The organism is Diplocloster hominis (assembly GCF_032380655.1).
GTDB lineage: Bacteria > Bacillota > Clostridia > Lachnospirales > Lachnospiraceae > Diplocloster > Diplocloster hominis.
In genome coordinates, this window is sequence record NZ_JAWDIY010000010.1 from 1 (window position 1) to 13,159 (window position 13,159).

Genomic DNA, 13,159 nt, shown 5'->3' on the forward strand with positions numbered 1-13,159 from the left:
TGCGCATTATTGTCTAACTCCATGTATAATCAGCTTCTTTCTGTTTCGACTGATTGTATAATAACATATCATTATATATTGATCAAGTAGTGTGCGACGCAATTCATCCCCCACTTTAGGAGAGGGGGACTTCTTGCTAAGGTTGGTTAAAATTTAATTTTATTTCCATAGTTTAAATCTAACTTGTATAACACTAACCGTTTAAATCTGAAAATTAAAATCTGAAAATTTACATCTTATAAGTTAATCTAATAATTGATTTCCAACAGATTATTTCCAACAGTTTATTTCCATCAGTTGATTTCCAGTAGTTGATTTCCAGCCTATAGTTTCATTTATCTTAAATCTATTTACTGCTAATCTTCACAGATCAAAAAATATCATTGTTCAAGAACCTTTCATTCAGTAACCGTGACGGATAAAGCGGAATCTTACTTTGACCCATAAAAATCTTGATTTAAGCCAGTCCATGGGGAGAATATGGATGATTATGATGAGCTGCAGGGTGATCCTGCTATTTGCCGTCAGAATCTATTGTAAAAAGAATTTATATATACGCGGGAAATCGGAAAAACGAATAAAATCCCCCCTGATTTTTTGAATTTTTGGGATTAATGTATAAAATAATAAACAAAATTTGTATATTTTGTACGTAAAAATAAAAAATAAATAACCAAAAATATACAGAAATAATTTATAAAATAATTTTAAAAAATGATTGACATGGTAAAAGTGATGGTATATCATTATTCTTGTAACAACAAGGTTTGGGAGTTAAATAAAACTATTTTATTAAGCGGCTGATCAACAGCCAAAAAGGGTCAAAAGGCAGGCGCCTTATGATAAATGCAAGAATGAAACACGAGAAACCAGAAAAAGAAGTATTTACGAGGAGGTTGAAAAGATGACGATAGTAAATGAGTTATTTGACCTGACCGGAGAAGTGGCTCTGGTTACGGGCGCCAGCAAGGGCCTTGGGAAAATGTTTGCCGGCACATTGGCCAAAGCGGGAGCAAAAGTATGTCTGTTTTCTTTCGAGCAAGAAGACCTGCAAAGAGCGGAACAGGAGATGAAGGAAGCCGGATATGACTGCATGAGCTTTTTTGGGGATATCACCCACGAGGATGAAGTGCAGCAGTGTGTGGATCAAATCATCGGCCGTTATGGAAAGTTAGACATTCTGGTAAATAATGCCGGTATCGGCCGCTGTAATAAGACACCGGATCAAACTTCCTTACAGGAATGGGAAAGAGTCATTGACATCAATGTGAACGGCAGCTTTATCTGTGCGAAAATCGCGGGAAAAGAAATGTTGAAGCGGAAAAAAGGGAAGATCATCAACATGTCATCCATATCCGGAAAGGTAATCAACAAAGGGGTACACGGCGGTTCCTACGATGTCTCCAAAGCGGCCATCGACGGCCTTACCAAAGCTCTGGCCAGCGAGTGGGCGCAATACAATATCAATGTGAATGCCATCGCTCCCGGTTACTTTATGACAGATCCCAACAAAGAATTCTTTAAGGCGGATCCCGGTTTTTATGATCTGGCTAAGGACCTGATTCCAGCAGGCCATATGGCGGAGCCGGAGGAATTGGCCGGAACCCTTCTCTATCTGGCATCCAAAGCCTCTGCTTATGTACATGGGACGATTATACAGGTGGACGGCGGTTATATGGTTTGGTAGGAGACAACAGACCGGAATCTAAGGAAAGCAAGAGGTGAAGCGTGTGGCCGAAACGTTGTTAAAATTAACCGGCATTACGAAGGAATTCCCCGGTGTACTTGCTCTGAATAAAGTACAGCTGGACATAAAAGAGGCGGAGGTCCTGGCGCTGGTAGGCGAAAACGGGGCCGGTAAGTCCACTCTGATCAAAATATTGACAGGAGCCCTTAAGGGCTGGTCGGGTGAGGTTCTGTGGAAAGGAAAACCGCTGAAAGTGAATCATCCCTGGGAGGCACAGCAGGCGGGTATATCCACGATTTACCAGGAACTTACCCTGTGCCCGGATATCACGGTGGCGGAAAATGTGTTCCTGGGCCGGGAACCGAAGAAACACGGCGCGATCGATTGGGAAAAAATGAACGCCATGACTGCAAAAGTGCTGGAAAAGCTGGAGGTTCATGTACCGCCCACGGAGAAAGTCGGCAGACTTACGGTGGCTACCCAGCAGCTGATTGAGATCGCGAGAGCCCTGACCATGAACGCGCAGCTGATCATCATGGATGAACCGACCTCTTCTCTCTCGGAGCATGAGGTTTCGACCCTGATGAGGATCGTCAAGGACCTGAAAGCAAACGGAATTTCTGTTTTATACATATCACACAAGTTTAACGAGATTTTTGAGATATCGGACCGGATCAGCGTGCTGCGTGACGGGGAATATATCGGGACGGTAAATACTGAGGATGCGAAACTGGACGATGTTCTGGTCATGATGGTGGGACGTACGGTAAATATCCGCTTCAAGGAGCGGACAAATAAGATCGGAGATGTCATCTTCGCGGTAGAGGATCTCACCAGCGCCGGATCATTTGAAGATATCAGCTTTGAACTCCATGAGGGAGAGATCCTGGGTGTCTCGGGCCTGGTTGGGGCCGGGAGAACCGAGGTGGCCAGGGCGATCTTCGGAATCGACAAATCGGATTCCGGGACGATCACCATCGGCGGGAAGAGACAGCCCATGCCCCGAAGTCCGAAAGAGGCGCTCAAGCTGGGGATCGGCTTCTTGCCGGAGGATCGAAAGGACGAAGGGCTCGTTCTGCTTATGAGCGTACAGGAGAACAGTACCCTGACCGCATTGGCGAAGAACCGGCATAATACGGTGATCCATTCGAAACAGGAACGCAGTCTGGTGGAAGAGTACGTAAAGAAGCTGACGATCAAGACTCCTTCCATCGAACAGCTGACGAGGAACTTAAGCGGCGGGAACCAGCAGAAGGTGGTCATCGCGAAATGGCTGGCCAGTGAATCCAAAATCCTGATTTTCGATGAACCTACCCGGGGAATTGATGTGGGGGCCAAAGCGGAGATCTATGATCTGATGAATGAGCTGGTGGCCCAGGGATACGGTATTATCATGATTTCCTCCGAACTGCCGGAGGTGATCGGTATGAGTGACCGGATTCTGGTGATGCATGAGGGCAGGGCAGCGGGTATTTTCCAGAAAGATGCCGTGACGCCGGAAGAAATTATGAGTTATGCAACAGGGGCGGACAGAAATTAGGATGATGTGAAGGAGGCGTTGGTGTTGTGAAAAAAGAAGTTGCGGCCAAAACTCAAAGAGGTGCGGGGCAGACGTTTAAGCATGCGTTAATCAATACCCCGGAATTGACAATCGTTATTTTCATTTTTCTTATTTCCATATTTATTGGAATACAGTCGGATTCCTTTTTCAGTGGAACCAATTTATTAAATATATCCAAACAGATCGCGGTAAACGGGATCATCTCTGTGGGAATGATGCTGGCGATTATAGCGAAAGGCGTGGATCTGTCCGTGGGCTCCATGGTGGGGCTGATCTGTGTCATAGCCGGATCTTTTATCAAGATGGGCCTTCCGGCCTGGGCGGTATTGCTGATCTGTCTGGCAGCCGGAGCCGTCTGCGGCGGAATGAACGGGATACTGATTGTCAGGCTGAAGGTCAAACCGATCATCGTAACCCTGGCGACCATGAACATTTTCCGTGGGATTACCTATGTATATTCCGGTGGGAAATGGACAACTAACCTGCCGAAGGACTTCCTGTTCTTTGGAAACGGGGTGGTGCCGGCCTGTATCCTGGTGCTGGTGCTCATTCTGTTTACGCTGATCATGAAATATACCCAGTTTGGCCGGCATGTCTACGCGATCGGAAGCAACGAGGATTCCGCGAAGCTGGCCGGTATCCGTGTGGACAAGACAAAAGTGATGGTATTCATGGCCTCGGGGATTCTGACCGGGCTGGCGGCAATGATATTCATCGGCCGTACCGGAGCGATCCAGCCTACGGCTGGTGCCGGATATGAGATGGACGCCATCGGTGCGGCGGTGCTTGGCGGGGTCAGCTTTCTGGGCGGAAAGGGAACCGTGTACGGTACGATTCTCGGTGCTATTCTGATGGGACTGATCCTGAACGGTATGACACTGCTAAAGATTTCCGCGAATTATCAGGGACTGATTACCGGATTGATTATTATATTAGCGCTGCTGCTGGATACAGCGAGAGCGATCTATCAGGAAAGGGGGAAGGGACAATGAAGGCGTCGAAGAATACAAAAAAAGGCGGCATATTGACCCGGATGGGATACGAGCTGGCGCTGGTGGCCTTTCTGCTGGTCTGGTTCCTCTTCATGGGAATCATGAAACCCAGTTTCCTCACTCTAAATAATATCGTGACGGTATTGACCCGGATCAGTGAGGTGGCGATTATAGCGGTGGGGATGACGGTGGTTATTATAGCCGGCGGATTCGACCTGTCCGTAGGGACAGTGATGGCCATCGTCCCGGTGGTGATCGGCATCTGTTATGGAAATGGAATGCCTTTCGGGCTTGCGGTGGTACTGGGTATCCTGTCGGCAGTGCTCATCGGGATAATCAACGGGGTTCTGATTGCGAAAGCCAGGTTTCAGCCGATTATCGGGACGCTGGCGACCATGACGGCATTGCGCAGCATTATTTATGTCCTGACGGAAGGGAAACCGGTCAGTACATTTCCAAAAGGTTATGACCAGCTGGCCCATGGCAGTGTTCTGGGAATTCCGATTCCGATCCTGATCCTGATCGCGGTCATCGTCCTGTTTCACTGGATTATGAAATCAACCAAATACGGCAGATTTATATACTCCACAGGCGGGAACCCAAAAGCGACGAATATCGCCGGAATCAGCGTGGACCGGATCACGATCCTGGTATATGTGGTCAGCGCGGTGCTCTCGGCCCTGGCAGGTATCATATTTTCATCCAGACTGATCTCCGCCTCGCCGGACGCGGGAACGAATACGGCGTTTGATGTGGTGACGGCGGTATTGATGGGAGGCACCAGCATCAATGGCGGACAGGGGAATATCCTGGGAACCATGCTGGGTATCCTGATCCTGAATTTTATCATCAACGGCTTCAACCTGCTGGGCGTCAATGCCTACTGGCAGATGATATTTATGGGTATCGTCCTGCTGCTGGCTATCGGGTATGACGCAAAACGCAGAAGCGGTTTTGTATTTTCCAGCCTCTTCAGGCGCAAAAACAGCGACGCATGATAAATGCGGACGGTTACGGGAGGTGGTTGGCGCAAGCATGGAAAGTCACTCGTTCACAACCATTTATTAGTAATATGGAGGAAAAGTATGAAAAAAACAAAATTAGTTACCATGATGGCCCTTGTTTTAACACTGATTATGATTATGACGGGATGCGGCAGCAAAGCGGAAGAACCGGCTGCACAGCCTGCGGCAACTCCGGCGGCAGAGGACAAAGACACGCCTGCGGCAGAACCGGCAGCATCCGATGATGCGCAGAAAAGCGCAGCGGACCGTGAACCTTATAAGATCGGTATCGTAGTAAAACAAATGGGAGCCCCCTATTTTGACTATGCGGCAGAGGGTGCCAAAAAAGCGGCGAAAGATTTTAATGCGGAGATCATTTCCTACACCGGACCGTCCTCAGAGGATGTCAACCAGGAAATTACCTTTATCGAAGACCTGATTACACAGGGAGCGGACGCGATTCTTGTATCCACAGCGGATAGTACCGCTATTATACCTACCATCAACAAAGCCATGGAGGCCGGTGTCGCCATCTTTACCTTCGATATCGACGCACCGGACAGCGACCGGTTATTCTGCGTGACCGCCGGTAATCCCGAAGAGAGCGGCGCGGCGATCGGCGACAGCCTGGTCAAGCTGGTTGAGGAAAAGGGCCAGGTGGCGCTGCTTACCGGCGGACTGGGATCTGAGACATTGAACCGCCGTCTGGACGCGATCAAAGGTGTGCTTTCCAAGTATCCGGACATTGAAGTGGTAGCCACAGAAGCGTGTGATGACAATTTTGAAAAATGTGTTTCCCAGGTTGAGAACCTGATCCAGACCTATCCCGACTTAAAAGCGGTGGCGGGTGTGTCCTCGGTAAATCCTCCGGCAGCAGCTATGGCCATTCAATCTGCCAATAAGACGGGACAAATCATGTCGATCGGCATCGGTATGCCTTCCCAGTGCGCGGAGTATATTGACGCAGGCGTGATTCCGGAACTTACCCTTTGGGATCCCGGCGTAATGGGATACGATGCGGTTGCGGCGGCCGTGAATTATATGGATACCGGCAAGCTTCCTCAGAATAATGAAGACTATGGTGAGTACGGCGGGAAACTGATTGTGGAAGATGGCAGCTCTGTGGGATACATCCCCAGCATTATTTTCACAAAAGAAAATGTACATGATTATGATTTCTAATAACTGACTGCATTTCAGACAGGACCTATATGTGCGGAAAAACGCACGAAAGGAGGAAAATATGAAAGAATTGAGAATGGGGATTGTGGGAGCCGGGATCTGGGGCGAGACACATGCCAGTATCTATAATGAACATCCATTTGCCAGGACGGTGGCAATCTGCGATAAGGACCGTTCCAGGGCGGAGGCTCTGGCAGCCAAATTCGGTGTGGAAGAAGTATATACGGATTACAGGGAAATGGCAGCAAAATCCAGCTGCGATGCGATCGCTATCGTGACACCGGATTTCCTGCACGCGGATATTGCGATTGCCTGTGCGGAGGCGAAAAAGGATCTGCTGATCGAAAAACCGCTGGCCACCACCCGGGACGATGTCTATCGTATGATGGACGCTTTTGACAAAAATAAAGTACGGGTGATGGTGGACCTGCATAACCGCTGGAATCCTACGGTCAATACGGCAAAACAGCTGATCGAGGCGGGAGATCTGGGAACCCCGTACAGTGCCTACGGAAGGCTGAATGACATCAAATGGGTGGCTACGGATATGCTTTCCTGGTCGGCGCAGTCCTCGATCCTCTGGTTCCTGGGCAGCCATTGCCTGGATACCTTAAGATTCCTGATGAATTCGGAAGTGGAGCGTGTCTACTCCGTATCCCGGGAGGGCGTGTTAAAAGATCTGGGTGTGGATGTGCCGGATATGTATCTGACCACCCTGGAATTCAAGAGCGGAGCCATCGCGCAGATGGAGAGCGGCTGGATTACGCCCAACGCCAATACCTGTATTAATGATATCAAGTTTACTGTTTTAGGAACGGAAGGTATGGTAAATATCGATTGTTCCAGCCATAACATGATCCAGGCGGTAACAGATAAGAAAGTGGTGACCCCGGATATCATTGTCCGCAATAAGGTGGACGGTAAGGTAAAAGGATTCGCCTACGAGAGCATCCGCTCCTTCGTAGACCGTATTCTGGACGGCAAAGAATTCCTGGTAACGAAAGAGGACGCAGCCAACACTTCCCTGGCGCTGCTGGCCGTGATGGAATCCGCTAAGACGAGAGAACCCGTCGTAGTGAAATACTGACAGATCCAGGGATCTAAGGAAAAAAGGATGAAAAGTAAATTTGATCTAACGGGAAAAGTAGCTGTAGTGACAGGAGCAGGGCAGGGGCTGGGGGAATCCTTTGCCCGCTCCCTGTCCCAAGCGGGGGCGGAAGTATTCCTGATGGCGAGAAACCAGGAAAGACTTAAGAGAACGGCCCAAAAGATCAGCCAGGAGACCGGAAACCGGACCTATACCTGTGTACTTGATATCACCAGGGAACAGAGTGTGGCCGAGGCCTGCAGTTATGTGATGCAGACGGCAGGTCATCTGGATATTCTGGTCAACAATGCCGCTGTGGGCAGGAGTGATAAGCCTCTTGTGGAAGAAAGTCTGGATGAGTGGAACGCGATACTGTCCACAAACCTGACGGGAACCTTCCTGATGATGAAACACGCTGGAAAAATCATGATTGGACAAAAAGCGGGCAAAGTGATCAACCTGGCCTCCATGACCGGTAAAGTGGCGATGCGTAATCCGGTAATCGGCGCCTATGATGTGTCAAAGGCCGGAATCGAATGCCTGACGCGGCTGATGGCGGGGGTATGGGCAGAACACCACATCACGGTAAATGCGATCTGTCCGGGCTATTATATGACGGATATCAATAAGGAATATGTGAAGGAACATCCTGAATTTTATCAGGATTCTCTGGAGCAGATCCCGCTTAGGACCTGGGGAAAACCGGATGATATCGGCGATATCGCCGTATTTCTGGCCTCTGAAGCGTCGGATTATATGACCGGAGCCACGCTGGTAACGGACGGCGGCTACACGGTTTGGTAAAGGAGGAGTGCGTTAATATGCGGCTGAAAAATAAAATAACCGCTGTGACCGGAGCCGGAAGCGGAATTGGAAAAGCGGCGGCACAGACATTTGCCAGAGAAGGGGCAGTGGTCCTGCTTCTGGAAAAGGATGAAAAGGCAGGCCGGGAGGTCGAACAGGAGATTCTGTCCGCGGGAGGACAGGCCGAATTTTACGGATTGGATATCTCCGACTGGAATGCGGTACAGACGGTATTTGCCGGGATTGATAAGCGGTACGGAGGAATAGACGTCCTTTATAATAACGCCTCGGTATTCTGGGGAGAACTGGACAACACGATCGACAAACTGGATGTGGATATTTTTGAGAAAATCATCCGGATTAACCTGTTCGGTATGATGTATTGTTCCAAAGCTTCCCTGCCGTTACTGCGCAAACGGGGAGGCGGTTCCATTATCAACACCTCATCCAGCTGCGGGCTGATCGGTATACCGGGCTGTGATTCCTACAGCGCTTCCAAGGGGGCCACGATCTCCCTGACCAGATCCATGGCAGTAGAGTTCGGGCCTGAAAAGATAAGGACCAACTGTATCGCGCCGGCGGCGATTCATACGCCTATGATCTATGAAAGTGATCTGAATAAATCCACCTTTGACGAACAGCATTTTCTGAACGAGGGTACTCCGCTAAGGCGCTGGGGAACGGCCCAGGATATCGCCAATATCGCTCTGTTTCTGGCCAGCGATGAAGGCAGTTATATGAATGGGGCTGTTCTGGTTGCGGACGGAGGGATCACGGTTTCCTGATAGTTGCTGGTTGCTTTGCGAGGGGTGGGGCCGGGAAGGGAAAGGGCGCGGCCGGGCGGAACCAGGCGGGAAATCTCTTGGGGACTAATCACTTCGGCCGGGCCTAAGAACGGCTAACTCCGAAGGCAGGAGAACCTCTTATTGGCAGAGCCCGGAACAAACTCGCCAAAGGACGGCTCGGACAGTGTTCCAGGCCCTGCGAGGTTCTCCTGACTTCTGCGTAAGCCGTTCTAAGGCCCGGCCTCAAGTGATTAGTCCCCAAGAGATTTCCCGCCTGGTTCCGCCCGGCCGCGCCCTTTCCCTTCCCTGCTTTACTTAGGGCCTGCTTCCATGGTCTATTGGTTGTGCGGGTATGTACTGTAGATTCTTATATTGGATAGGGAAGGGGCGGGCGTTGTTGGTATGTAAGGTGTTTTGATGAATGCTTCCTTTTTTAGGGTATCATTCCTGTTTTAGTAATATGGTAAGCTTGTGAAGTGTAATGGGAAATGAAATTAGGGAGTGCGCTTTTTGTAGGCTGCAAACAGGTTATTTTTTTGCTGATGATCTGCTTTTCTTAAAGACCGGCCTTTAGGTCGGAAGAGTAACGTTGGTTCTTATTTTACAATTCTGATGTTATCTGATTTTATTGTTTTTATCATTTTTATAATTCTTATTTTACCAGCAATTTCCGTCTCCGGAGGTTGCTTTTTTATTGGAAGTTGTTTATAATATCTTGTATACATAATACAAAGGGGGAGGTTGAACCGAAAGGGGTAAACCATCCCTTAGAGGGTAGCTTACTATTTAATTATAAGGGATACTTGTATGTGCGGGAAAACGCGCGTATGGAGGAATATATGAAGCGGATCGAATTAAAGGCAATGGGGAAAATTAATCTGGGGTTGGATGTGCTGGGGATCAGGACGGACGGCTATCATGAAGTGCGTATGATCATGCAGACGGTGCGTCTGTTTGACCGGATTGAGTTGGTGAAGAAAGACAAACCGGGGATCACGGTTAAGACGAATCTGTATTATCTGCCGACTAACGAAAATAATCTGGTGTATAAGGCGGCGCGGATGTTGATGGATGAGTTCGGGATTGATACCGGTGTGGAGATCCGGCTGGAGAAGCACATACCGGTATCGGCGGGCATGGCTGGAGGCAGCACCGACGCGGCCAGTGTGCTGTTCGGGATGAACCAGATGTTCCGGCTTGGCCTGTCGAAAGAGCAGCTGATGAAACGGGGAGTCGGGATAGGGGCAGATGTCCCTTATTGCGTGATGAGGGGGACGGCCCTGGCGGAAGGGATCGGAGAAGAGCTGACAGCCCTGCCGCCTATGCCGGAGTGCCAGGTGCTGATTGCGAAGCCGGGAGTCAGCGTATCGACAAAGCTCGTCTATCAGCGGCTGGACTCCAAACCGATCAAAGAACATCCGGACATTGACCGGATACTGGAAGGAATTCGAAATCAGGATCTGAATATGGTGGCCGGAAACCTGGGGAATGTGCTGGAAACGGTAACGGTTCCGGAATATCCGGTGATCGCACAGATCAAAAAGGTGATGATGGATTATCAGGCGCTGAACGCCATGATGAGCGGCAGCGGTCCCACCGTGTTCGGGCTGTTTGATGATCCGGGGAGAGCAAGAGCTGCTTATCAGAAGTTAAAGAACGGGCCGTTGGCGAAACAGGTATATCTGACAGGCGTATTTAACACGAGGAGGTAGACGATGGACGATTTTTTGAAAGTAACGATGAATGAATATCTGCCGCTGCGGGATGTGGTATTTAATACCCTGCGCCAGGCGATCCTGAAAGGGGAGCTAAAGCCTGGGGAACGTCTGATGGAAATACAGCTGGCAGACCGGCTGGGGGTCAGCCGTACGCCGGTGAGGGAAGCGATCCGTAAGCTGGAGCTGGAAGGCCTGGTTGTGATGATTCCCAGAAAAGGGGCGGAAGTGGCCAGCATTACGGAAACCGATCTGCAGGATGTGCTGGAAGTGCGGCGGGCGCTGGAAGAGCTGGCCGGAAGCAAAGCCTGTGAGCGGATTACGAAGGAAGAGCTGGTAAAATTAAAAGAGGCCTCGGCTGAGTTTGAAAAGATTATCGATACCGGAGACCTGACCATGATCGCGGACGCGGATATGCATTTCCATGACATTATCTATCAGGCCACCGGCAATGCCCGCCTGAATCAGATATTGAATAATATCAGGGAGCAGATGTACCGTTACCGTATGGAGTATCTGAAGGATTACAAACGCCATGCAAAGCTGGTGAAGGAACATGAGAAAATTATCTCCGCGTTAAAGGCCGGCAATCAGGAAAAAGTACGTGACGCGATTATCGTTCATATTGACAACCAGAAAAAGGCGATTGAGAAGTCGCTGAAGGATTAGGAATAATATTTCAGAAATTACATAAGATACCAGTAAATGAGGATAAGACTTGTCTTATCCTTTTTTCTTTTCGGAAAAAGACATGATTTGTTATGATTCACAGTTAAGTGGGAGGGGACAGGAAAGGGGATTATCTGATGGGACAGGACCAAGAAAAACAAAACAAAAAGGAACAGGAACAGAATTTATCAAAAGACCTGCAAAAAAATCTGGAGCTTTTTAACCGCCTGTTTCAGGACTGCGACGATGTGATCCGCAGGCCTATGCGGCTTGGACGGGATCAGAAGGTAGACTGCTTCGTAGCCTATGTGGAGGTGGCAGTCAGTAATATGATGCTGCAGGATTCGGTGATCGGCAAGCTGATCAATCGGATGTGGGACATGACCAGAGACGAAATTTATGAATATATCCGCTGCAATGGCCTTGGAATCTCCGATGTAAAAGAACTGCCGACCATGGAGACCACAGTCGCCGCGCTGATGGCCGGCAATGCGATTATGTTTATCGACGGCTATGACAAGGCCATCAAGATCAGCAGCAAGGGATACCCCAATATGGGTGTGCCGAAGGCAGAGTCGGAGAAAGTGCTGCGTGGGTCCAAGGAAGGTTTCGCGGAGGCGGAAAAGGTGAACACAGCCCTGATCCGGAAGCGGATCCGGGACCCGAGGCTAAAGGTCAAGGAACAGCCTATCGGCCAAAGATCGAATACCATGGTGGCACTGGTCTATATGGATGACCTGGTATATCCAAGCCTTCTGGAAAATATCACGTCGCGTCTGTCGGAATTTGAAATCGACGGGGTACTGGACAGCGGCGTAATCGAGCAGCTGACGGAAGAGAACTGGCGGTCCCCGTTTCCGCAGTTTCAGACAACGGAACGCCCGGACCGGGCGGCCATGGCTGTTTTGGAGGGAAGGGTGGTGCTGATCTCCGATAATTCCCCGGTGGCATTGATCCTGCCTACCAACTATAACAGCTTTTTTCAGGCCAGCGATGATTATTATAACCGGTTTGAAATCGTATCGTTTATCCGTATTCTCAGGTATGTGGCAGCGGTTCTGGCTATGGGGCTTCCGGGCCTTTATCTGGCAGTTACCGGTTTCCACACACAGATCCTGCCCACGGAACTGATCCTGTCCTTTGCGGAAGCCAGAAGCGGGGTACCATTTCCGGGGGTTGTGGAAATCCTGTTAATGGAGCTGGCGTTTGAGTTACTCCGGGAAGCGGGAGTCCGATTGCCGGGAGCGATCGGCAACACCATCGGTATCGTGGGAGGTCTGATAATCGGTCAGGCGGCGGTCACTGCCAACCTGGTCAGCCCTATCGTCGTGATCGTGGTTGCGCTTACGGCCCTGTGCTCCTTTTCTATTCCCAATGAAGAGTTCTCGACTGCGTTCCGGCTGTTGAAATTCTTTCTGATCTTCATGAGTGCCTGGCTTGGGATCTACGGATGGATGGCGGGATTACTGGCGATACTGATCCACTTATCCCAGCTGAAAAGCTTTGGAATCCCTTACCTGATGCCGTTTGTCGCATCGGATATGAATTCCTATCACGATGAACGGGATTCGATCGTGCGTGCGCCGGTGTTCCGCATGATCAGACGCCCCATTTTCGCACGGCGGGATGCCCGGGTCCGGTTCCGGGGAAAACACGGGGATAAGGAGTGAGTA

The 13,159-nt window shown here is 49.7% G+C and carries 11 protein-coding genes; all 11 read left to right on the forward strand.

Features of this window, described 5'->3' with window-relative positions; genetic code table 11:
* Window positions 1-904: 904 nt before the first annotated feature.
* The 11 genes from ABC831_RS10900 to ABC831_RS10950 all read left to right on the forward strand — a co-directional run bounded on the left by ABC831_RS10900 (window position 905) and on the right by ABC831_RS10950 (window position 13,156).
* Window positions 905-1,687, forward strand: coding sequence for an SDR family NAD(P)-dependent oxidoreductase (locus ABC831_RS10900; protein WP_343248152.1), 783 nt, complete (start codon window positions 905-907; stop codon window positions 1,685-1,687).
* A 43-nt stretch (window positions 1,688-1,730) separates the two neighbouring features.
* Window positions 1,731-3,227: a sugar ABC transporter ATP-binding protein gene (locus ABC831_RS10905; RefSeq protein ID WP_343248153.1), complete on the forward strand. Its 1,497-nt coding sequence runs from the start codon at window positions 1,731-1,733 to the stop codon at window positions 3,225-3,227.
* A 26-nt stretch (window positions 3,228-3,253) separates the two neighbouring features.
* Complete coding sequence (locus ABC831_RS10910; protein WP_343248154.1) at window positions 3,254-4,240, forward strand: ABC transporter permease; 987 nt, start codon at window positions 3,254-3,256, stop codon at window positions 4,238-4,240.
* A complete protein-coding gene (locus ABC831_RS10915; RefSeq protein WP_343248155.1) occupies window positions 4,237-5,238 on the forward strand; it encodes an ABC transporter permease in 1,002 nt (333 codons plus the stop codon). The genes ABC831_RS10910 and ABC831_RS10915 overlap by 4 nt, the downstream gene beginning before the upstream one ends.
* An 87-nt stretch (window positions 5,239-5,325) precedes the next feature.
* Complete coding sequence (locus ABC831_RS10920) at window positions 5,326-6,426, forward strand: autoinducer 2 ABC transporter substrate-binding protein (RefSeq protein ID WP_343248156.1); 1,101 nt, start codon at window positions 5,326-5,328, stop codon at window positions 6,424-6,426.
* A 61-nt stretch (window positions 6,427-6,487) separates the two neighbouring features.
* Window positions 6,488-7,513, forward strand: a complete 1,026-nt coding sequence (locus ABC831_RS10925; protein WP_343248157.1) for a Gfo/Idh/MocA family protein — start codon at window positions 6,488-6,490, stop codon at window positions 7,511-7,513.
* Window positions 7,514-7,540: 27 nt separating this feature from the next.
* Window positions 7,541-8,317 carry an SDR family NAD(P)-dependent oxidoreductase gene (locus ABC831_RS10930; protein WP_343248158.1) on the forward strand — a complete coding sequence of 259 codons (777 nt, stop codon included), beginning with the start codon at window positions 7,541-7,543 and terminating at the stop codon, window positions 8,315-8,317.
* 17 nt (window positions 8,318-8,334) lie between these two features.
* Window positions 8,335-9,102, forward strand: a complete 768-nt coding sequence (locus ABC831_RS10935; protein WP_343248159.1) for an SDR family NAD(P)-dependent oxidoreductase — start codon at window positions 8,335-8,337, stop codon at window positions 9,100-9,102.
* An 839-nt stretch (window positions 9,103-9,941) separates the two neighbouring features.
* Window positions 9,942-10,814: a 4-(cytidine 5'-diphospho)-2-C-methyl-D-erythritol kinase gene (gene ispE, locus ABC831_RS10940; RefSeq protein WP_343248160.1), complete on the forward strand. Its 873-nt coding sequence runs from the start codon at window positions 9,942-9,944 to the stop codon at window positions 10,812-10,814.
* Between the two features lie 3 nt (window positions 10,815-10,817).
* Window positions 10,818-11,486, forward strand: coding sequence for a GntR family transcriptional regulator (locus ABC831_RS10945; protein ID WP_343248161.1), 669 nt, complete (start codon window positions 10,818-10,820; stop codon window positions 11,484-11,486).
* 137 nt (window positions 11,487-11,623) lie between these two features.
* Window positions 11,624-13,156 carry a spore germination protein gene (locus ABC831_RS10950; RefSeq protein WP_343248315.1) on the forward strand — a complete coding sequence of 511 codons (1,533 nt, stop codon included), beginning with the start codon at window positions 11,624-11,626 and terminating at the stop codon, window positions 13,154-13,156.
* Window positions 13,157-13,159 lie beyond the last annotated feature (3 nt).